Here is a 21,398-nt window from a genome sequence, read left to right as displayed (position 1 = left end):
GCGGGTGAGCTGGGATGTGGGGGATGGCACCAGGGTGGTCTGTGATGGTCCGGGAACCGTGTATGACCCGAGCCGCCCGGCGGCGGGTCAGGCCAGCGGATGCACGCACACCTACACCTGGCCGTCGACCAGCGAGCCGTTCGGGGTGTATGTGGTGACGGCCACCATCACCTACGCGAGCAGTTGGGAGGCCACCACCGGGGAGGCGGGGGATCTGGGGATGTTGGAGCGTTCGTCGAGTGTGCCGGTGCGGGTGGTGGAGGTGCAGGCCGTCATCCGCTGAGCAGGCTGCGCAGCGCCACCCGGTCGAGCTTGCCGGTCGCGCCCACCGGCAGCTCGTCGACCACCACCACCCGCTCGGGGGTCTTGAACCGGGCCACCCCCCGCCGTGCGAACCAGCCGCGGCACTCCTCGAGGTCGAACCCACTCGGTGCCACCACCACGGCCACCACCCGCTCACCGAGGCGCTCGTCGGGCTCACCGAGCACCGCGGCTTGCCGCACCGCCGGATGCGCTTCGAGGATTCGCTCCACCTCCGGGATCGAGATGTTCTCCCCGGCACGGATGATCAGCTCCTTGAGGCGACCGGTGATCGTGAGCCACCCGCCGGCGCCGATGGTGGCCAGGTCGCCGGTCTGGAACCACCCGCCGTCGACCATGGCCGCCCGGGTCTGCTCGGCCGACAGGTACCCCGCGAACAGCTCGGGGCCGCGCACCAGGAGCTGTCCGGCATCGTCGAGGCGCAGCTCCGCCTGGCCCACCGGGTGGCCGTCGTGGACCCGCACCAGGGCGGGATCGTCCCCCTCCACCGAGGTGGCGACGGTGGGCGCTTCAGTCGAGCCGTAGGAGCGTTTCACCACCGCGCCGAGCTGGTCGGTCGCGCGGTCCACGAACGCCGGTGCCACCCCCGCTCCCCCCGAGGAGATCAGCCGAAGAGATGCCACCGCGGCGGGGCGGAACGCGGGTGACTCCATGAGGTCCACGAAGAACGTGGGTGGGCCGACCATGAACGACACCCGGTGCCGCTCGATCAGATCGAGGGCCTCCTGCGGGGACCACCGGGGCATCAGCACGCTGGCCATGCCCGCCGCCCCCGGCACCAGCACGCCGTTCAGCAGGCCGGAGATGTGCGCGAGTGGCGCCGGCATCAGCACTACGTCCTCGGGGCGCAGGCCGTGGACCTCCACCATCGATCGGGCCTTGTAGGCGAGGGAGCGGTGGGTGTGTCGCACCCCCTTCGGTGCGCCGGTGGACCCGGCAGTGAACAGCACCACCGCGTCATCGTCGAGATCCGCGTCGACGCCCGTGTAGGGCTCGCTCGACGCGGCCAGGGCGTCGAGCTCGTCCCACGAGGCGAGCACCACCGCGGGCGCGAGCCCGACGAGCAACCCGCCGAGCTCCTCGGCGCCCACCCGGTGATGGAGCGGTTCGGCTACCGCCCCGATCCGCCAGCAGGCCCGATACAGCGCGATCACCCGATCGTCGTTGGGGAGCTGCCAGGCCACTCGGTCCCCCCGTCGGACCCCCCGGGCCCGCAGCCCGCCGGCCAACCGGGTGCCCAGGTCGCGGCCCTGGGGCCAACCCTCGAGGAGCTCCTCCAGCGTGGGCAGGCTCGCCGGGAGCGCGCTCACCGGAAGTCGAACGCCACCTTGATGGCGCCGGTCGAGCCCTGGTCGATGAGGGTCCGGAACGCGTCACGCCACTGGTCGAGTCGGAACCGGTGGGTCAGCATGCCCGACAGGTCGATGCGGCCGGCTTCGACCAGGTTGAGGTAGTGGGCGATGGCGTGCTGGCGGCGACCCTCGAGCTCCTCCACGCCGAAGGCGTTGGAGCCGACGAGCTGCAGCTCCTTGAAGTACCACGGGGTCCACTCGAAGCGAGCCGGCGACGACACGCCCATCTGCACCAGCTTGCCTCCGTGGGCCAGCACCCGGATCCCGACCTCGACCGTCTCGGGTGCGCCGACGGTGTCGTAGATGCAGTCGATGTGGCCCGGGTACAGCACCGGCAGGCCTTCCCAGGGGCGCCGGACCGGCACGCCCGACCACCCGGCGAGAGCTTCGATCAGCTCGTGGCGGGGCTCGGGGTCGAACACGGTGGCCCCGAGCCGGGCGGCCAGCGCGGCCTGCGCCGGCCAGCGGGCGACGGTGGCCACCTCCACCGATGGATGCAACGCCCGCAGGATGGCGGTCGCGGTGGTGCCCAGCGCACCGGCGCCGTACACCACGGCGCGGCCCCCGTCGGGTGGGGGGTTGCGGCAGATGGCGTGCAACGACACGGCGAACGGGTCGGCCAGCACGGCCACCTCGTCGGGGATGCCGTCGGGCACCGGCACCACCATCAACCGGTGCGCAGGAAGGTATTCGGCGAACCCGCCGGTGGCGTCCCGGGAGTTGCCGCTGTGGATGCCCGGCGCCAGGCGACCGTCGAGGAAGCTCCAGCAGGCGCTGTAGTCGCCGGCCGCGCACGCCGGGCAGGGCGGGTCGATGCCTCGGGGCGCGCAGGACAGCCACGGGTTGAGCACCACCCGCTGGCCTACCGCGATGTCCCGCACCGCGGGGCCGACCTCCACCACGTCGGCCACCACCTCGTGCCCCAGCACCTGGGGGAAGGAGATGAACGCGGTCATGGGGTTGTCGCCCGCGTCGTCGAAGTCCATGAGCACCTGCTTGGTGTCCGACCCGCAGATGCCGGCCAAGCGGGTCCGGAGCACCAGCCAGTCGTCGCCCAGCAGCACCGGGTCGGGAACCTCCTCGATCTTCATCGGGGTGGTGGCCAGGTGCTGCACCAGCCGGGGGGCGCCCGCCGGTGGTGGCGGCACCGGCTCGGGGTCGGTCATGAACACCAGTGCCTTCACGGCTGGTCCGTCCCGCCGGGGGTGGCTTCGGCGGCCGCGGGAGCCTCGGTCGCCGCGGCGGCCGCGCCGGCGAGGTAGGTGTCGATGTCGGTGGTCTTGAACTCCACCACGGCCTTCATGTCCCCGGGCAGGTAGTGCTCGAAGCGGTCACTGTCGATGGCGTCGATGATGCCGGCGGCCACCGTCTCCGGTGGCTCGAACGGTCCCCGGTAGAACGACGGCGCGTTGCCGGGCCGGTCCCAGATCTCGGTGGCGATCGCCCCGGGGATGATGAGCCGCACCCGCACCCCGGTGCCGGCCAGGTCCATGGCCATCGCCTCACTCCACCCGCACAGGGCGAACTTCGACGCGCAGTAGGCCGCCTCGTGGGGGATCCCCATCCGCCCGCCGGCGCTCGAGACGTTCACGATCACCCCCCGGTCGCGCTCGAGCATCCGGGGCAGCACCGCCAGGCAGAGCCGCGCCGGGGTGGTGAAGTTCACCCGCATCACCTCGTCGAGCTCCCCGGGGCTGAGCGCCCGAACGTCTCGGCGCTTGGGGATGGCGGCGTTGTTGATCAGCACGTCGAGGCCATCGAACGCCTCCCACGACTCGTCCAGGATCGCCAGTGCCCGGTCGACCTCCGCCAGGTCCGCGACCCACATGCGGGAGCGGGGTGAGGAGACCTGGCAGCGCTCGAGCACCGCTCGCAGGCGGTCCTCGCGCCGGGCCACCAGCCCGACAGTGGCCCCCCGGTCGGCGAGCATCACGGCCAGGGCGGCGCCGATACCGGAGGAGGCACCGGTCACCAGCACCGTCGCCCCGCCGACGTTCATCCTGCCGCCTCGGCGTCCTCGATCGCCTTGCGCAGCGCGGCCAGCAGGTCGTCGGTGGTGACGCCCATGGCCGCATCGGCCTGGTGCACGTCGCCGGCCTCGAACACTCCCGCGATCCGTTCTCGCAGCCCGGCGGTGTGGTTCGACCCGGCGCCCACCAGCGCGGCGGCCACCCGGTCCATCACGTCGCCGGGGGAGACGTGCATGTCGCCCGCCATCATCGCCGCCACGATGACTCCCCGCTCGTCGAGCGCCACGCCTGCTCGACAGAGCTTGCGTCCCTTGTGGTTCCCGAAGCCCACCCGGGCCCCCGCGGGCGCGGCCTCCCGGAACCGGCTCGAGGACACCCGGCGGATGGCGTCCTCGCTGCCCACCCGGGCGGAGATCTTCGACAGCCCGTACTGCTCGCCTTCGGTGAGGCCCCCCGGTTCGAGGCGGACGCCGGCGTCCGTGAGTGCGCCGAGCAGCGCGTCGCGGAAGTCCTCGTAGGTGACGGGATGGCCCGCGACCTCCTCCGCGGTGCACACGTACTCGCGCATGTCCTTGACCGCTTTGTCCTTGAACTTCTCGTCGGGGATGCGCACCACCTGCAGGTACAGGTCGATGTCGGGCTTGGCCAGGTTCAGGAACCCGCCAACCGACGTGCACACCATGACGTCCTGGGCGGTGAGCGCGCCCAGCTTGCGGCCGTGCCAGCGCAGGTCGCTGGAGCCCTCGAAGCCCACCTCCCCGAGACCGATGCGTGCCAGCGCGTCGAGCAGGACGGGTTGGAAGCGGGCCAGCAGCGCGTCGAGGTCGGCCCGGTCGTTCGGGTCCTTCGGCAGGAGGAACCCCCACATCGCCGCGCATCCGGCCCCGTAGAACGCCGTGCCGCCGCCGTAGAGCTGGCGTCGCACGACCTCCACGCCGAGCTCGCGGCAGCGCTCGAGGTCGAGGGTGGCGTCCACGTCGTCGAACCAGCCCACGTTGAGATGGGTGCTTCCCCACACGCTGGTCTGCGCGATCGGGCCCGAGCCTTCGGCCACGGAGCGGGCGAGCACCGGCATCACCGAGGCGTTCTCGTACGGGCCCTGCCGGCCGAGGTCGAGGTAGCGCCAGGTCTGCGGCACCGCCGTGGCTGCCATCGCCGGCGAACCTAGCATGACGCCAGCGTCAGGTTTCTGGTGCGGCTCCGGTGCCCGCCTCGGCGCCGGCCTCGGCCTCCCGCTGCCGCTGGTACTCGGCGGCCCCGGCGATGAAGCCCTCGATGTCGCCGGCTTTCACCGCGAACACGTCGCGGAACCACTCCGGCACGTACAGCTCGAACGCGCCCCGATCGAGCTGCTCGACGAGCAGGTCCGCCACCAGTGCCGGGGGCAACGGTTCGATGTCGGTGGCGAGCAACGGGTCGTTGCCGGGTAGCTCGAACAGCTCGGTGTCGATCACGCCCGGGTTGATCAGGTGCACGTCGACCGGCTGATCCCACAGCTCGGCGGCCAGGCACTCGGAGAACGCACTCAGCGCGGCCTTCGAGGCCGCGTAGGCGGCCTCACCGGGGGGGCTGAGGCGGGCCGCGACCGAGGAGATGTTGACGATGTGGGCCGGCTCGCGCCCCCCGGCGGCGCGGGCCAGCATCCGGGGGAGCAGCGCCAGGATCAGCCGCACCGGCGAGAGGTAGTTGAGGCTCATCACCGCGTCGACCTCCTCGACGGTGAGGGCCTGGACCTTGCGCCGCTTCGGGATCCCCGCGTTGTTCACCAGCACGTCGATGCCGCCGAGGGCGTCGTCGGCTTCGAGCGCGAAGGACGACACGCCGTCGAGATCCGCGAGGTCGACCACCCAGCTGCGCGACTGCGGCGAGTGGCGCTGGCAGTCGTCGAGCACCTCGGCCAGCCGGTCCGCCCGCCGGGCGCAGATGCCCACTATCGCCCCCCGCTCGGCCATCCCTCGGGCCACCGCCGCGCCGATGCCGGCCGACGCGCCGGTCACCAGTACCCGCTTGCCCTCCACGTCGTATCCCATGCGCGCACTCTAGAGTCGCCCCATGGTGCTCGGCCCCGGTGCGTTCAGCCTCGCCGGCAAGGTGGCGGTGATCACCGGCGCGGCCCAGGGCATCGGGGCCGCCATCGCGCAGTGCTTCGCCGTCGCGGGTGCCGACGTGGCGATCTGTGACCGCAACGGCGAGCTGCTGACGGACGTCGCCACCCGATGTGAAGCCGAGGGCCGGCGCGCGTGGTCCGGGGTGCTCGACGTGCGCGAACCCGGCCCGGTGTGTGCGTGGGTGGACGAGGTGGCCGCGGCCGCCGGCCGCATCGACGTGCTCGTGAACAACGCGGGCGGTGGGTTCGCCGCCGCGTTCCTCGACGTGAGCGACAAGGGCCAGGACGCCCTCGTGCGCGAGAACTTCACCAGCGTGACCACCATGGTCCGGGCGGTGGTGCCGCACCTGCCGCCGGCCGTCCCGGACACCCGTGGCGGGGGCGGATCGATCATCAACATCACCTCGATCGAGGCCCACCGTGCCGCCCCGGGCTTCGCGGTGTACGCGGCGATGAAGGCCGCGGTCGCCAACCTCACGATGAGCCTGGCGCTGGAGCTCGGCGACCGGCACGTGCGGGTGAACGCCATCGCGCCCGACGTGATCCCGACACCCGGGGTGGGCGAGCTTCCCGTTCGCACGCCCTTGCCGTACCCGGGTCACGTCGACGACGTGGCCGCCGCGGCCCTGTTCCTGGCCAGCGACGCTTCGTCGTTCGTCACCGGGTCCACGCTGTACGTCGACGGCGGCAACCGCGCGGCCGGTGGTTGGCGGCGGACCGGCGAGGGGGCCTTCACCACGTGAGAGGTGCCCCGAGGCGGGCCGCCCGGTCCTCTTGTACGCTCTCTCGTCGGTTGGGGGCCCGACACCTGGAGGGTGTGTGAGAGGGGACGCAGGCGATCAGGCCCTCACGAGCGTGCGAAAGGTCAGTCGCCTCGACGACCTCGCCGGCCGACAGTTCGCAGACGCGCTGACCTCGATGGCCCTGGACGCGCTCGCCGAGCCGGGCGGCAAGGTCGACCAGCGGCTGCGGGGGATCGCCAGCAACCTGGGGATCGCCTTGTTCGCGGTCGATGCCGACGGCCACTTCACCCGATGCTTCGGGCAGGGGCTGCGACGACTGGGGCTCAGCGACGGCGCCCTGGTCGGCGAGCCGGTGTCGGTGTTCGGCCCACTCGGTGAATCGCTGTTCCGGCAGGTCCTCGACGGTGAGGGGGCCGTCTATGAGATCGAGGGCCGAGGGCGGGGTGGCGCCTGGGCCTCACGGCTCTACGCCGTGCCGCTCCCCGAGGGTGCGGGCGCGCTGGCCGTCTCACTGGATGTCACTGACCAGGTGCACGCGCAGCGCCTGCTGGTGGAACGGGAGCGGGAGGCCCGCCAGAGCGAGGCGAGGTTCCGGCTCTTGGCGGAGCACGCTCCCATCGGCATCTTCATCGTCGGCAACGACAGCGCGCTCGACTACGTGAACCCGCAGCTGGCGGAGATGTTGCAGATCCCTCGTGCCGAAGCCGAAGGCCGCCGCTGGCTCGAGTTCGTCCACCCGGATGATCTGGAGCGAGCCCAGGCCCTCGACATCGCCGCCCCGTCGCTCACCGGGACCATGCCTCCGCCGTTCGAGTTCCGCCTGTTGCGGGCGGACGGCTCGTTCCTGTGGGTGCGGGCCCGCTTCGCGGTGATGCGGGACTGGGGTGAGTTCGAGGTGGTGGCGGTGGGCACGGTCGCGGATGTGACCGACACCGTCGATGCGGCCAACCGGCTGCGGGAGAGCGACAACCGCACCCGGGCGATCCTCGAGGCGGCTGCCGAGGGCATCGTCACCTGCGACGAGCAGATGCGCATCGTCGAGTTCAACGCGGCAGCCGAGCGGATCTGCGGGTACGACTCCACCGAGGTCATCGGCAGCCACGTGTCGGTGTTGATCGCCGACGATCAGAAGGTGCTCTTCGAGCACGCGTTCGGCGAGTATCTGAGCGGCGAGCGCACGGGTGTGGTGGGGCCGGTCGAGGTGCACGTCCGGCGCCCCGACGGGCAGGTGGTGCCGGTCGAGCTGACGGTGACCGACGTCGAGACCGCATCGGGCCGGCTGTTCATCGGCATGGTCCACGACATCTCCGAGCGCAAGGCGTTCGAGCTGGAGCTCGAGCACCTGGCCACCCACGACCAGCTCACCGGCCTGCCGAACCGGGTGCTGTTGATGGCCCAGCTGGCCGCGACGCTCGACCGGGCCCGGCTGCACGGGCGCCCGGTGGCGGTGCTCTTCGTGGGTCTGCATCGAATCAAGCTGGTGACCGACACGCTCGGTCATGGCGCGGGCGACGAGTTGGTCAAGGTCGCTGCTCAGCGGCTGGTCGAGGTGGTGGGATTGCGAGGCACGGTGGCCCGGTTCGGCGGCGACCAGTTCGTGGTGTTCAGCGACGAGCTCGACGACGTCGGCGACGCCGTGTGGCTGGCCTCGGAGCTGGTGGAGGCGATGAAGACTCCCTTCCAGCTCGGCGAGGACGACGAGGCCTTCATCTCCGCCGATGTCGGCATCGCGTTCTCCCCGAACGGCGCGGGCACCGCCGAGACCCTGGTCAGCAACGCGGATGTCGCCTACTACCAGGCCAAGGACCGGCCTGATCAGGACTACGACGTGTTCGATGCGCAGATGCGCGCATGGGTGGAGTCGCACCGCAAGCTCGAGATCGCGCTGCGCTACGGCATCGACCGGGACGAGTTCGAGCTGCACTACCAGCCGATCGTGGAGCTGGCCACCGGGCGGGTGGTGGGGCTGGAGGCGCTCGCCCGCTGGAACCACCCCATGCTCGGCCTGCTCGCCCCCAAGGAGTTCATCCCCCTCGCCGAGGACACGGGGCTGATCGTGCCGCTCGGTGAACGGCTGCTGACCCACGCCTGCGAGCGGCTGGCCGCCTGGCAGCGGCGCCGGCCCGGGTTGTTCGTGTCGGTCAACCTCTCCGGCCGGCAGCTGCCCCTGCCGGATCTGGTTCAGAAGGTCGAGCACTGCCTGCAGCGGGCCGGTGCGGACCCGGCCGGGCTGCACATCGAGCTGACCGAGACCATCCTCCTGCGAGACGTCGAGGCCGCGGCCACCTCGTTGGAGGCCTTGAAGCGCATCGGGGTGAAGCTCTGTCTCGACGACTTCGGCACCGGCTACTCGTCGCTCAGCTACCTGTGGCGGTTCCCGATCGACACGCTCAAGGTCGACCGCAGCTTCGTTTCTCGGCTGGGCAGCGGCGACCGGGAGGAGTCGATCGTGGCCATGATCGTCGGCATGGCCGGCGCGCTCAACCTCGACGTGGTAGCCGAAGGTGTCGAGTGCGCGGTGCACGCCGAGCGGCTGCTCTCGCTCGGTTGCCGGCTCGGCCAGGGCTTCCACTTCGCCCGGCCGTGCCCGCCAGCGGAGATCGATCGCCTGCTCGACGGGGCCGGCGTGCGCGCTGCGGGCGTGGTTGACTCGTGACGTGACCCCCGAAGAAGGCATCCGCCGCACGCTCGCCCTCTACTGCCAGCTCTGCGACGACGGCCGCTTCGACGAGTGGGCCGACCTCTACGTCGACGACGCCGAGTTCCACGTCATGGGCATCACCCACCGGGGCCGGGCGGCGATCAAGGCGTTCATCGAAAAGGGCCAGCCACCCGAGCGGCGGGGCAAGCACCTGTGTGCCAACCCCCTCATCGACCTCGACGAGGGAGGCACCGGCGCCCGGGCGGTGACCGACTACGTCTTCGTGGGCCGGGCTGGCGGAGGTCTGGCCATCACCTCCGCCGGCCGCTACCACGACCGGCTGGTGCTCGACGGGGGCCGCTGGCGCTTCGCTCGCCGGGAGATCGTCTTCATGGGCGACCAGCCCACCGGCTGAAGCCCCGGGTCGATCCTCAGCGGCCCTCGCCCGGGTAGCCGCCACCACCGAAGCGCTCGTCGAGGGCCTCGTAGTCGACCGCCCATCCCTGCCGGGGCAGGGCATCGACGAACTCGACGGACCGAGGCTTCTTGTAGCTGGCGATGCTCGCCCGGCAGTGCTCGATGATCTCCTCGGCGGTGGCGGTCTGCCCCTCGTGCAGCACCACGATGGCCTTCACGCTCTGGTCCCAAGTGGGATCGGGCACCCCGATCACCGCCGCCTCACGCACCGCCGGGTGCTGCTGGAGGCAGGCTTCGACCTCGGCGGGATAGATGTTCTCCGCGGCGGACTTGATGAGCCGGCCCTTCGGGCCGATGAAGGTGATCGACCCGTCCGCCTCCCGCCGCCCGAGGTCGTTCGTGTGGTGCCAGTCCCCGGCGAGGCGCTGCGCGTTGAGTTCCGGCCGGTTGTGGTAGCCGTTCATCACCGTCGGCCCTCGGGCCACGATCTCACCGGTCTCACCGGGAGGTACTTCTTGACCCTCGGGGTCCACGATGCGCACCTGGACCATCGGGGTGGGCCGTCCCGAGTTGCCGTCCGCCTCGCCACCCCAGGCGTTGAGGGTCAGCATGCCCATCACCTCGGTCTGACCGAAGCCGGCCGGCCGCCGGGCCCAGGGGCTGGTGTCGACGGTGATCATCTCGTTCCACTCGGGCTTGCCGGCGAAGGTGCGCAGGCTCTTGAGGTCGTACCGCCCGTCGGCGTTCAGTCGGAGGATCTCCTTGATGGTCGGCCCCATCAGGAAGGCACCCGTGCAGCGCTCCTCCTGGATGAGCCGGCAGAGCTCCTCGGCATCGACCCGGGGCGTGAACACGTTGGTGCCGCCGAAGTGGAAGGTGGCCATGGTGGTCATGAACGTGGCCACGTGGAACAGCGGCCCGCTGTTCAGGTACACGTAGTCGTTCGAGATCTCCTGCATCATGCCCATCACCAGGTCCTGGACCAGCACCGCCGTGTGGCTCAGCAGGGCCCCGTTGGGCGTGCCGGTGAACGCCGCGGTGTAGAGCATCAGCACCGCCGAGGCGGGGTCGACCTCGATCGCCGGGTCCTCGGGCGAGCCCTCCCGCAGGAGCGCCTCGTAGCTGTCGGGATCCCCGGGCTCGGCGTCGTGGCGCACCCATCGAGCGTCGCCGTCGCCGGCCAGCCGGCGGGCTTCCCGCACCGCGTCGCCGATCTCACGCTCCTGCCAGATGACCAGGCGCGCATCGACGTCGTCGATGACGAAGGCCAGCTCCGCCGCGGACTGCCGCCAGTTCGCCGGGCAGAGCACGCCGCCGAGCTTGGCCGCCGCGCACAGCGCTTCGAGCACCCGGAACGAGTTCTGGCCCAACCACAGGATCCGGTCGCCCGCCGCGAACCCGCTCGCGGCCAGCGCGTTCGCCAGACGGTTGACCCGATCGTCGAGCTGCGGCCAGGTGAGTCGGACGTCGCCGTCGACGACCGCGATCCGCTGTGGGTAGCTGCGCCGGTGCTCGCGCAGGACGTCACCGATGGTGAGCGAGTGCAGCAGGTCCATGGGGGCAGCTTGCCACGATTCCTGACGTGGACGTCAGTGATCTGGTGCGGCTTGAATGAGCCCATGAGCGCAGCCGAGGTGCCCGACGACGACGGCGTGCCGCGCCACGACGTGCCGAGGTCCGGTCGAAGCGGGTTCACCATCGTCGACGGCCGCCAGGTGCACTACCTGGAGTGGGGTCACGGCGGCCTTCCCGGCGTGCTCTGCCTCCACGGCGGGGGCCAGACCGCGTACATGTACGAAGAGCTCGGTGCGGCCATCGGGCACCGCTACCACCTGCTCGCCCCCGACCTGCCCAACCACGGGGACTCGGACCCGATGGTCGACGGGTTCGGCCCGTCGGGCATCGCTGCGACCCTGCCCGCCCTGCTCGACCAGTTCGGCCTGTCGCGGGTGGCGCTGGTGGGCGCGTCGCTCGGTGGGCTGAGCGCCATCGCCTTCGCCGACGCGCATGCCGACCGGGTGGCGGCGATCGCGCTGATCGACGTGGGCCACCGCCTCGAACCCGAAGGGGTGCGCAAGATCATCGACTTCATGGCCGCGCACGAGTCCTTCGCCTCCCTGGAGGAGGCGGCGGCCGAGATCGCCAAGTACCTCCCGCAGCGCAAGGACGTCCGGCCCGAGAGCCTCACCAGGAACCTCCGCCAGCGCAGCGACGGTCGTTGGGAGTGGAAGCACGGGTTCGGCCGGCGTTTCCGGGGGCTGCCCCGCGAGAGCCACCCCGCGGACAACCTCGACACCTTCCTCGCCGGCGTGGAGGAGTCCGCGGCCCGCCTCACCTGCCCGGTGCTCGTGCTGCGGGGCGCGGCGAGCGACGTGTTGAGCCAGCAGGGGGCCGAGGAGGTGGCAGCCCTCATCCCGAACGCCCGGCTGGAGACGGTCGAAAAGGCCGGGCACCTCGCCGCCGGCGACAACCCCCATTCCACCGTCAACCTGGTGTCGTCGTTCCTCGACGAGCTCCGCTGGTAAGCTCCACCTCCTTATCCAAGGAGCTGGGAGGTCCTCCATTGCATCGCCGTTCTCTCTCCGCGGCCGCCTTGGCGGTCGCGCTCGCAGGCGGGTCCGCGTTCGTCTCCACCCCCGCCGGGGCCGGCATCGCCACCGGCGCCACGGTGACCGTGGTGAACGCGGTGGCCTACGACGCCGAAAACAACTTCCCGTTGGCGGTGTGCATCGACGGCACCTTCGCCGGCGATCTCGACACCGAGGAGGCGAGCGATCCGATCGACCTCAGCCCCGGTAACCACCAGTTCGAGTTCATCCAGGGCTCCGACTGCTCGGGCAGCGTGTTCATCGACGAGACCCTCGACATCCCCGCCGGGCAGGTCACGGTCATGGCGTACTGGCCTTCCGATGATCCGACCGCGGTGGTGTTCGCCGACGACACCTCCTGCGTCGAGAACGGCGAGACCCGGGTGACGTTCCGGCACGGCGCCGCGTGGCCCGCGGTCAACCTGTTCATGGAGCCCTCGGGGGGTTCGTGGACGGAGGTGGCGAGCGGGGTCGCGGCCGGTCAGCAATCGACGACCGACATCCCCGCCGGTTCCTACACGAACTCCGAGCTGCGTGACCCGGTCACCGACAACGTGGTCCTCGACACCGGCAGCCCAGGGGACCTGCAGACGGGCATGGTGTCGACGCTGTACTTCTACGGCGGCGCCGACGGCGACACCGGCTGGTTCGTGATCAGCTCGGAGGTCCCGGTGTGCGAGCAGCCCACGACCACCACGACCGCTGCGCCGACCACCACGACCACCGCCGCTCCCATCGCGGTGGTGACCCCCCGGTACGCCGGCTGACGGTCAGCTCTTCTTGGCTCGCACGATGAGGGTGAACCGGTCGCTCACGACCGGTTCACCCGACTCGGCGTCACGCCAGTCGGTCTGCATGACGTAGAACTCCATCAGCGCGCTCGAGGTCTCACGCTCGTAGACATCGGCGATCGTGCGGCGTCCCTCGAGGACGTCGCCGACCTTCGGCCAGCGGTGGTACTCGAACTCCTGCTCACCGTGCAGGATCATCCCCCGCTTGCGCAGCTCGCCGATCGGCAGGCCCGTCACCTCACCCTCCACGGTGCCCCAGTAGGCCATCACGAACGGGAACGTCGGTGGCACCGGCGCCCCGTCGCGCCGGTAGGCAGGGTCATCGTCGGTCACCGCCCGGGCGAACACGGGCACCGGGGCCCGCTCGATCACCACCCGTTGCGTGCCGAGATCCCGGCCCTTCAGCTCCTCGAGTGCCATTCAGCCGTCCTCCTGGGTCGTCGTGAGCAGGTCGAGCAGTTCGCCCTTCAGCACCTTGCCGGTGGCGTTGCGGGGGAGCGAGTCGATCACGTGCACCCGGCGGGGCACCTTGTAGTCGGCGAGCCGGGCGGCGCAGAACCCGCTCACCTCCTCGGGGTCGAGGCGGGCGGCGGGGCGGGGCACGACGAACGCGGCGATGTCCTCGCCCAGCACCTCGTGGGGGATGCCCACCACGGCTGCTTCGAGCACGCCGGGGTGCTCGTAGAGCACGGCCTCGACGTCGGTGGCGTGCACGTTGTGGCCGCCCCGGATGATCACCTCTTTCATGCGCCCCACGATGTAGAGGAATCCGTCACCGTCGAGGTAGCCGATGTCGCCGGTGTGCAGCCAGCCGCCGGCCCAGGTGCGGGCCGTGGCGTCCGGGTCCTGGTAGTACTCGCGATGCCGGCCGGGCATCCGGATCAACACCTCGCCCTGCTCGCCCGCCGGCAGGTCGTCGTCGGTGCCGGGCGCCACGATGCGCACCTCCATCGGTGGCATGGGCCTGCCCACCGATCCGATGCGCTTGAGCACCTCCTCGCGGGACATGGCGCAGTAGGCGGGGCCGGCTTCGGTCATGCCGTAGCTGTTGGTGACCGTGGCCCCGGGCAGCCGGTCGCACAGCGCCACCAGCGTCTCGGGGGGGAGCGGGGCACTGCCCACGCTGACCAGGGTCAGGCTCGACAGGTCGGCGGAAGGCCAGCGGGGATGGGTGGTGAGCAGGCGGGCCATGGCCGGCACCAGGAAGGTGGCGGTGGGGCGGTGGCGCTCGACGTGGTCGAGCCAACGGTCGGCGTCGAAGCGGGCTTGGAACAGGCACGACATGCCGAGCTTCATCGGGTTGTAGATGAACGAGATACCGGCGAAGGTGAACGGCGGCGAGCCCTGCAACCAGGCGTGGCCACTCCAGGGCACCTCACCGTTGGGGAGCAGGGCGGCATTGCGATGCCGGACCGCGACGCCCTTCGGCAGTCCCGTGGTGCCCGAGGTGTACATGATGTCGGCCAGGTCGCCCTCGTTGAGGGGAACCTGGATGTCGTCGCCGTCGTGGTCGAGCGCCTGCTCCCACGAGCGGGCGCCGGGGATGGTCCCGGGCCTGCCGTCGACGGTGATCGTCGTGCGCAGGCTGGGCACCCGGGGGCGAGCCTGATCGAGCGTCGGGACGAGTGCCTCGCAGGTGACCGCGGCGGTGACCTCGGCGTGACCGAGGATGGCGCCGACCTCCCGAGGGGCCAGCCGAGTGTTGGCCGGCACGGCCACCGCGCCGGCCTTGTGCACCGCGGCGTAGGTGATGATCCAGGCGATGATGTGCTCGCTGGGCAGGTAGATGGCCACCCGATCGCCCTTGGTGACCCCTGCGGCGATCAGTCCCCGGGCCAGGCGGCTCGAGTCGGTGTGCCAGCGCTCGAAGGTGATCGACCGGTCACCGTCGAGGTCGTGGTAGGCGACCGCGTCGGGGTAGTGGTGGGCCATGATCCGCAACTGGTCGACCAGCAGCTCGGTCATCGGCGCGGCCCCACTCAGGATCCGAAGCCCATGCGGGGCAGGCCGGGGCTTCGGTCGGCGAACAGCTCGGTCTTGCGGGCCCGCAGCTCACCGACCGTCCAGCGGCCCTCGGTCTCGATGGTGTTGGCGAGATCCCAGCCGTCCATGAGGTGGAGGCGGTTGGCGAACACCACGAATACCTGCCCGCTGACATCCGCGGCGTCGTCGCCGGCCAGCCAGGCGACCACCGGGGCGATGTTGGCCGGGTCCCATTCGTCGAAGCGGCCTTCCTCGGGCTCGAGGCCCGCCAGCACCGTCTCGGTCATGCGGGTGCGGGCCCGGGGGGCGATGGCGTTGACGGTCACCCCGTACTTGCGCAGCTCCCGGCCGAGCACGATGGTCATGGCCGCGATGCCGGCCTTGGCGGTGGCGTAGTTGACCTGGCCGGCCAGGCCGTAGAGGCCCGACTCGCTGGTGGTGTTGATGATCCGCCCCGAGGGCTGCTCCCCGGCCTTGGCCCGGGCTCGCCAGTGCGCGCCGGCGAAGTGGGAGGTGGCGGCGTGGCCCTTGAGGTGGACCCGGATGACGTCGTCCCAGTCGGCTTCGGTCATCGAGAAGCTCATGGCGTCGCGCAGGATGCCGGCGTTGTTGACCAGGACATCGAGACGGCCGTGCTCGCCGAGGGCCTGCTCGACCACCGCCTCGGCGCCAGCCCAGGTGGAGACGTCCTCGGTGCTGACCGACGCCTGCCCGCCAGCCGCCTCGATCTCGGCGGCCACCGCCTCGGCCTGGTCCGCGTCGACGTCGTTGACGATCACCGCCGCACCCTCGGCCGCCAGTGCCAGGGCCTCGGCCCGCCCGATCCCCCGGCCGGAACCGGTGACGATGGCGCTCTTGCCCTCCAGGGATCCCACGGGGCGGGAGTGTAGTGCCAGTTGCTGACACGGATGTCAGGGATGAGAATGCCGGCCATGGGTGAAGCCGTCATCGTCTCCGCCGTCCGCACGCCGATCGCTGACGCCTACAAGGGGGCGCTGGCCAACACCACGATCTACGACATCGGCAAGGCGTCCGTGTCCGCGGCGCTGGCCCGATCGGGCGTGCCCGCCGAGGAGGTCGACGACCTGATCCTCGGCGAGGTGCTCCAGGGCGGCGGTTGCATCGCCCGGTACCTGGCCAACGACCTGGGGTTGCCGCCCGACACGCCCGGGCTGGCGGTGAACCGCCAGTGCGCCACCGGCCTGACCGCGGTGACCACCGCCGCGGCGAGCATCCGGGCCGGCATGGACCGGGTGGTGATCGCGGGCGGGGTGGAGTCGATGACCCAGGCGCCCGTCACCTACCGCAAGTCACCGGTGCCCTATGGCGTCCCCGAGCAGTGGCTCTCGCCGAGCCACCCCGACCGCCCCGAGGCGCCGAACATGAACATGATGATCACCGTGGGGGAGAACACCGCCCGCAAGGTGGGGGTGTCCCGCGAGGAGCAGGACGAGTGGTCCTACGGCTCCCACCGGAAGGCGATCGCCGCCATCGACGCCGGCCGCTTCGCCGAGGAGATCGTGCCCATGGAGGTGCGGGGCTGGGGAGGCGAGACCCGGATCTTCGACACCGACGAGCACCCCCGCCGGGACACCACCCTCGAGAAGCTGGCGTCGCTGCGGGTGCTCTCGGGGGTGCCGGACGGCACGATCACCGCCGGGAACTCCTCGTCGCTCAACGACGCGTCCGCCGCGCTGGTGCTCGCGGACGGCGACTACGCCCAGGCGAACGGGCTGGAGGTGCTCGGGGTGGTGCGAGCCTGGTGCGCGGTGGGGGTGCCACCCGAGGAGACCGGGCTGGCGCCGACCATCGCCATCCCCCGGGCCGTGGCTCGGGCCGGGTTGTCGATGGACGACCTCGCCCTGGTGGAGATCAACGAGGCGTTCGCGTCGATGACCGTGGGCACCATCAAGGTGCTCGACCTCGACCCGTCGATCGTGAACGTGAACGGCGGTGCCGTCGGGCTGGGGCATCCCGTCGCCTGCTCGGGGGCGCGCATCCTCGTGACCCTGCTGCACGAGCTCCGCCGGCGCGGCGGCGGCTACGGGGTGGCGTCGCTGTGCGCCGGCGGTGGCATGGGCGCGGCCGCGGTGATCGAGGTGCGCTGAGCTCGAGCGGGAGGTCGGGGTCTACCCGGCGAGCCGGGCGGGGCCACGGAAGACCTGCTCGGCGTGCCAGGCAACGTGATGATCCGCCGGGGGTGGCTCGCCCGGTTGGGGTTCTCGCACCGGCCGGCCTGCGAGGCTCAGCACCAGTTGCTGCGCGGCATCGCTGTAGCCCACGAAGTGGCGTGACACGGTCACCGCGTGGTCGGCCGAGATCCCCAGCACCCCTCGGTCGAGTAGCCGGTGGTGGATCGTGCACAGGCATACGGCGTTGTCGACCTCGTCGGGCCCGCCGTGCGCCCACCAGCGGAGGTGTGCAGCCTCGAGCCCCACCACCGTGGCATCGAGGCGCCCGTCGAACGCGCAGAACGCGCAGCGGTACTCGTAGGCCATGAGCACCCGTTCCCGGAAGACCGGGTCGCGGCGGCGATCGGTCCGCTCCCGATCGGCGAGCAGGCGGCTGGTGACCAGCTCCGCCTCGGCCCGGTCGAGGTCGAGCCCGCAAGCGGTGGCGACCTCCTCGTGGAGGGTCGCCGGCCAGTTCTGCTCCAGCAGGGTCCGGGCGATGAGGACGAGCAGTGCAGGGTCGGCTCGGAGCGCAGCTTCGAACTCCGGGTCGAGGTGGCCCTTGGCGTCGAGCTCCCGCAGGCGTCCGATCGTCTCCCCTGGGTCCTCGCCCGTGGCCGTCTCCACCACCCAGAGGTGGCGGTCGTTCGCGAGTCGGCGGAACGGGTAGGCGGGGTTCGTCTTGCGCGGCGGCCCGTAGTCCCGCAGGAGCCGGCCGAGGTGCTCCTCGGCGTCCGGCCAGGTCAGCTCGGAGGACCCCTGTGTCGAGAACCGGCCGAGCGCGAGTAGCAGGAGGAGCGGCTTGTGTGGCGCGCGCTCGGCGCATCGCTGGTGCTGGCGGATGGCGTTCACCCGTTCCAGCCAGATCGAGCGTCCGTCGAGTGTCATCGACCTCGCCTCCCACCACGGGTGTCACGGGAGGGTAGTGGACTCGGCGGGCTCGAGGCCTCGCCACCTCGCCGTGGTGGGCAGCCGGGAGGGGTTGGTCGCGCGCGGCGCTCCTCGAGCGCGCGACACTGCGGGCCGTGGCGGAACCCGTGGGGGAGGTCGGGCTCTACGAGGTGCTCGTCACCGAGGCGCTGCGGGCACAGCTCGAGCGGCTCCGGGAAGGTCTCGAGCCGAGAGAGCGGGATCTGCACGCGGCAGAGGCCGCCGACCGCATCGCCCTCCACCTCAGCCGGGTCATCGAGCGCGTCGTCAGCGATCTGGCGGACGCTGAGCGGGTCGAGGTCGGCACCAGGATCGCCCGGTCGCTCATCGAGCACCTCAACCGGTTGATCACCGACGCGGACTACACACCCGACCTGCCGCTCGAACCCGCCCGCGTGCTCGAAGCGATCCTCGACCGTCGACCCGACGGCAGCCTTCGACCGATCGACAGCCCCCTCATCCCGCTCCTCGACACCACGCTGCTCACCAACGCACCCGGTGAGCCGAGGGTCGGCAACCAGATCCTCACCGAGATCCACTCCGCCGACCGCATCGACATCGTCATGGCCTTCATCCGCCGCAGCGGGATCCGGCCGCTGCTCGACCACCTGCGGCGCCACTGCGAGTCCGGCCGGCCCGTGCGGGTGCTGACCACCACCTACACGAACTCCACCGAGGTCCAGGCCCTGGAGGCACTGCGAGATCTCGGGGCCGACGTCCGGGTCTCCTACGACACGGACACGACGCGGCTCCACGCCAAGGCCTGGGTGTTCCACCGGCGGTCGGGTCACTCCACCGCCTACCTCGGATCCTCCAACCTCACCTACGCCGCTCAGGTCACCGGCCTCGAGTGGAACGTGCGGATCTCCGGGGCCCGCAACCCCGACGTCATCGCCAAGATGGCCGCAGTCTTCGACGGCTACTGGGAGAGCGGCGACTTCCGCCCCTTCGACCCGGACGAGTTCACCCGCCTGACCGGCGAGGCACCGGTGGCTCCGGTCGTCGTGCTCCTACCGACCGAGCTGCGCCTCGAGCCGTTCCAGGAGCGGCTCCTCGAGCAGATCGAGCTCTCCCGCCAGCACGGCCACCACCGCAACCTGCTCGTGGCCGCCACCGGGACCGGCAAGACCGTCATGGCCGCCGTCGACTACGCCCGGCTCCGCCGACGCCTCAGCCGGGACCGGCTGCTCGTCGTGGCGCACCGGGAGGAGATCCTCGACCAGAGCCTCGCCATGTTCCGGCACGCGCTGCGGGACCCGACGTTCGGGGAGAAGTGGGTCGGCGGCCACCGGCCGTCGAGGTTCGAGCACGTGTTCGCCTCGATCCAGAGCCTGCGATCCGCCGGGCTCGCGCACCTGGCCCCGGACCACTTCGACGTGGTCATCGTCGACGAGTTCCACCACGCTGCCGCACCGTCGTATCGCGCCCTGCTCGATCACGTCCGGCCCCGGGAGCTGCTCGGGCTGACCGCCACCCCTGAGCGTGCCGACGGGCTGCCGATCCTGCACTGGTTCGACGACCGCATCGCGGCGGAGCTGCGCCTGTGGGACGCCATCGACCAGCACCGCCTCTCGCCGTTCGTCTACTACGGCATCCACGACGGGCTCGACCTGCGCACCGTGCCGTGGCGGCGGGGTCGGGGCTACGACGTCGACGGCCTCACCGACCTGTACACGGCGAACGACTGGTGGGCCCGCCAGGTCATCGACGCCGTCACCGAGCGGGTGGACGATCCGACGTCGATGCGGGCGCTGGGGTTCTGCGTGAGCGTCGAGCACGCCCGGTTCATGGCTCGCCACTTCAACGCCGCCGGGATCCCCGCCGTGGCCGTCTGGGGGGACTCACCCGACGACGAGCGCGCCGACGCTCTGCGGGCGCTCGCCGACGGTCGGGTGCAGGCGTTGTTCTCAGTGGACCTGTTCAACGAGGGCATCGACGTTCCCGTGATCGACACGCTGCTCCTGCTGCGTCCCACGGACAGCCCCACCCTGTTCCTGCAGCAGCTCGGCCGTGGGCTCCGGCGGGCCGAGGGGAAGACCGTGTGCACGGTGCTCGACTTCGTCGGGCGCCACCGCAGCGAGTTCCGCTTCGATCGTCGCTTCCGGGCGCTGCTCGGCGGGACCCGGCGGGATCTCGAGCGCCAGGTTCAACAGGGCTTTCCGTTCCTGCCCGCCGGCTGCCACCTCGAGCTCGATCCGGTCGCGGCCGACCTCGTGCTGCGGAACATCAAGGAGTCGATCCCGAGCGCGTGGCGCAGGAAGGTCGACGAGCTGCGCGTGCTGCGCGACGCCGGTCATCCCGTCCGGCTCGCCGCCTACCTCGAGCACACCGGACTCGACATCGACGACCTCTACGCCGGTGGTCGGTGCTGGTCCGACCTGTGCGAGGCCGCCGGCGTCGACACCGCAGCCCCGGGGCCGGCCGAGGCCCCGCTGCGGCGAGCCCTCGGGCGCCTCCTGCACGTCGATGACCGTGAGCGGCTCACCGCCTACCGGGCGCTCGCCGCCGACCCCCGCCCTCCGGTCGTCGACGGGTTGCCGGAGCGGGAGCGGCGGCTGGTGCGGATGCTCGTGGCCCAGCTCGCCGACCAGGCGCTGGGCAAGGACGCCTCGTTGCAGGCCGGGGCGAACCTCGTGTGGTCTCACCCACAGGTGCTCGCCGAGCTCACCGAGCTGCTCGACCTGCGAAGCGAGGGCATCGATCATCTCCACCCGGCACTCGGCGAGCATTCGGACGTGCCACTGCGGGTCCATGCCCGCTACACGAGACTCGAGATCCTCGCCGCGTTCGGCATCGGTGCCGCAGCGAAGGTGGCGCCCTGGCAGACCGGGGTGTACTGGGCCGAGGCTGCGGGCGCCGATCTGCTGGCCTTCACCCTCGACAAGACCACCGGTGGGTTCTCGCCGACCACGCGCTACCGCGACTACGCCATCAGCAGGGAGCTGATCCACTGGGAGAGCCAGTCGGTCACCACTTCGGACAGCCCCACCGGGCGTCGCTACCAGCGACACGAGACCATGGGCACGTCGATCATGTTGTTCGCCCGCCACCGCGTCGATGACCGGGCGTTCTGGTTCCTCGGCCCGGCGACCTACGTCCGCCACGAGGGGGAGCGACCCATGGCCATCACCTGGCGTCTCCGGTACCCGCTACCGGGCGACCTGTTCGCCTCGTTCGCCGCCGCGGTGGCGTGAACCGAATGGCACCGGCCACAGCCCCGGCTCCCGACCGCGGATCCGCCTATCCTCGCGGCCATGGAGACGGCGCCCGATCACCCGCCACCGGGGTGGTACCCCGATCCGACGGGCCAGCTCCGCTGGTGGGACGGCCAGCAGTGGGGTCAAGCCGCCCAGCCCGCGCCCAGTCCCACCCCCACCCCTGCCC

18 protein-coding genes and 1 pseudogene are annotated in these 21,398 nt (G+C 71.3%); 9 read left to right on the top strand and 10 right to left on the bottom strand.

Annotated elements, in window-relative coordinates:
• Positions 1-283 (top strand): annotated as a pseudogene (locus V7004_RS09540) (hypothetical protein); the annotation flags it as partial.
• Here V7004_RS09540 and V7004_RS09535 read toward each other — a convergent pair.
• The 5 genes from V7004_RS09535 to V7004_RS09515 are packed head-to-tail and all read right to left on the bottom strand — an operon-like array spanning position 273 to position 5,673.
• Positions 273-1,631, bottom strand: a complete 1,359-nt coding sequence (locus V7004_RS09535; RefSeq protein WP_334143600.1) for a class I adenylate-forming enzyme family protein — start codon at positions 1,629-1,631, stop codon at positions 273-275. The pseudogene V7004_RS09540 and the gene V7004_RS09535 sit on opposite strands and share 11 nt — an antisense overlap.
• The gene (locus V7004_RS09530; RefSeq protein ID WP_334143599.1) at positions 1,628-2,857 is read right to left on the bottom strand and encodes a zinc-dependent alcohol dehydrogenase; all 1,230 of its coding nucleotides are present in this window, start codon (positions 2,855-2,857) and stop codon (positions 1,628-1,630) included. The genes V7004_RS09535 and V7004_RS09530 overlap by 4 nt, the downstream gene beginning before the upstream one ends.
• On the bottom strand, positions 2,854-3,672 hold the full coding sequence (locus V7004_RS09525) for an SDR family NAD(P)-dependent oxidoreductase (RefSeq protein ID WP_334143598.1): 819 nt from the start codon (positions 3,670-3,672) through the stop codon (positions 2,854-2,856). Before V7004_RS09525 ends, V7004_RS09530 begins: the two co-directional genes overlap by 4 nt.
• On the bottom strand, positions 3,669-4,796 hold the full coding sequence (locus tag V7004_RS09520; protein ID WP_334143597.1) for a lipoate--protein ligase family protein: 1,128 nt from the start codon (positions 4,794-4,796) through the stop codon (positions 3,669-3,671). Before V7004_RS09520 ends, V7004_RS09525 begins: the two co-directional genes overlap by 4 nt.
• A 28-nt stretch (positions 4,797-4,824) precedes the next feature.
• Complete coding sequence (locus V7004_RS09515) at positions 4,825-5,673, bottom strand: SDR family NAD(P)-dependent oxidoreductase (protein ID WP_334143596.1); 849 nt, start codon at positions 5,671-5,673, stop codon at positions 4,825-4,827.
• Between the two features lie 22 nt (positions 5,674-5,695).
• On the opposite strand from V7004_RS09515, the gene V7004_RS09510 reads away from it, so the two are divergent.
• From V7004_RS09510 to V7004_RS09500, 3 genes are all read left to right on the top strand, one after another.
• The gene (locus V7004_RS09510) at positions 5,696-6,493 is read left to right on the top strand and encodes an SDR family NAD(P)-dependent oxidoreductase (RefSeq protein ID WP_334143595.1); all 798 of its coding nucleotides are present in this window, start codon (positions 5,696-5,698) and stop codon (positions 6,491-6,493) included.
• A 112-nt stretch (positions 6,494-6,605) separates the two neighbouring features.
• A complete protein-coding gene (locus V7004_RS09505; RefSeq protein ID WP_334143594.1) occupies positions 6,606-9,149 on the top strand; it encodes a sensor domain-containing protein in 2,544 nt (847 codons plus the stop codon).
• A gap of 1 nt (position 9,150) precedes the next feature.
• On the top strand, positions 9,151-9,549 hold the full coding sequence (locus V7004_RS09500; RefSeq protein ID WP_334143593.1) for a nuclear transport factor 2 family protein: 399 nt from the start codon (positions 9,151-9,153) through the stop codon (positions 9,547-9,549).
• 16 nt (positions 9,550-9,565) lie between these two features.
• Here the strand turns inward: V7004_RS09500 and V7004_RS09495 are convergent, their stop codons facing one another.
• Positions 9,566-11,107: an AMP-binding protein gene (locus V7004_RS09495; RefSeq protein ID WP_334143592.1), complete on the bottom strand. Its 1,542-nt coding sequence runs from the start codon at positions 11,105-11,107 to the stop codon at positions 9,566-9,568.
• A gap of 63 nt (positions 11,108-11,170) precedes the next feature.
• Between V7004_RS09495 and V7004_RS09490 the strand changes: the two genes are divergently transcribed.
• Positions 11,171-12,076: an alpha/beta fold hydrolase gene (locus V7004_RS09490; protein WP_334143591.1), complete on the top strand. Its 906-nt coding sequence runs from the start codon at positions 11,171-11,173 to the stop codon at positions 12,074-12,076.
• Between the two features lie 68 nt (positions 12,077-12,144).
• Positions 12,145-12,906, top strand: coding sequence for a DUF4397 domain-containing protein (locus tag V7004_RS09485; protein WP_334143590.1), 762 nt, complete (start codon positions 12,145-12,147; stop codon positions 12,904-12,906).
• A gap of 3 nt (positions 12,907-12,909) precedes the next feature.
• Here V7004_RS09485 and V7004_RS09480 read toward each other — a convergent pair whose 3' ends face one another.
• The 3 genes from V7004_RS09480 to V7004_RS09470 are packed head-to-tail and all read right to left on the bottom strand — an operon-like array spanning position 12,910 to position 15,788.
• Positions 12,910-13,350 carry an FAS1-like dehydratase domain-containing protein gene (locus V7004_RS09480; protein ID WP_334143589.1) on the bottom strand — a complete coding sequence of 147 codons (441 nt, stop codon included), beginning with the start codon at positions 13,348-13,350 and terminating at the stop codon, positions 12,910-12,912.
• On the bottom strand, positions 13,351-14,895 hold the full coding sequence (locus V7004_RS09475) for a class I adenylate-forming enzyme family protein (protein WP_334143588.1): 1,545 nt from the start codon (positions 14,893-14,895) through the stop codon (positions 13,351-13,353). It lies immediately after the preceding gene.
• Positions 14,896-14,909: 14 nt separating this feature from the next.
• Positions 14,910-15,788, bottom strand: coding sequence for an SDR family NAD(P)-dependent oxidoreductase (locus V7004_RS09470; RefSeq protein ID WP_334143587.1), 879 nt, complete (start codon positions 15,786-15,788; stop codon positions 14,910-14,912).
• Positions 15,789-15,845: 57 nt separating this feature from the next.
• Here V7004_RS09470 and V7004_RS09465 point away from each other — a divergent pair, with 57 nt between their 5' ends.
• A complete protein-coding gene (locus tag V7004_RS09465; RefSeq protein ID WP_334143586.1) occupies positions 15,846-17,021 on the top strand; it encodes a thiolase family protein in 1,176 nt (391 codons plus the stop codon).
• Positions 17,022-17,042: 21 nt separating this feature from the next.
• On the opposite strand, the gene V7004_RS09460 is transcribed toward V7004_RS09465, so the two are convergent.
• Complete coding sequence (locus tag V7004_RS09460) at positions 17,043-17,972, bottom strand: phosphorothioated DNA-binding restriction endonuclease (protein WP_334143583.1); 930 nt, start codon at positions 17,970-17,972, stop codon at positions 17,043-17,045.
• 137 nt (positions 17,973-18,109) lie between these two features.
• Here V7004_RS09460 and V7004_RS09455 point away from each other — a divergent pair, with 137 nt between their 5' ends.
• Both V7004_RS09455 and V7004_RS15840 read left to right on the top strand, forming a co-directional pair.
• Positions 18,110-21,208, top strand: a complete 3,099-nt coding sequence (locus tag V7004_RS09455) for a DUF3427 domain-containing protein (RefSeq protein WP_334143581.1) — start codon at positions 18,110-18,112, stop codon at positions 21,206-21,208.
• A 60-nt stretch (positions 21,209-21,268) separates the two neighbouring features.
• A partial coding sequence (locus V7004_RS15840; protein WP_442968038.1) for a DUF2510 domain-containing protein occupies positions 21,269-21,398 on the top strand: 130 nt, incomplete at its 3' end.

Source organism: Rhabdothermincola sp. (assembly GCF_036846205.1).
GTDB lineage: Bacteria > Actinomycetota > Acidimicrobiia > Acidimicrobiales > Acidimicrobilacustridaceae > Rhabdothermincola.
The sequence above is the reverse complement of the archived record's forward strand: the minus strand, read 5'-3'. Positions and strand labels throughout refer to the sequence as shown.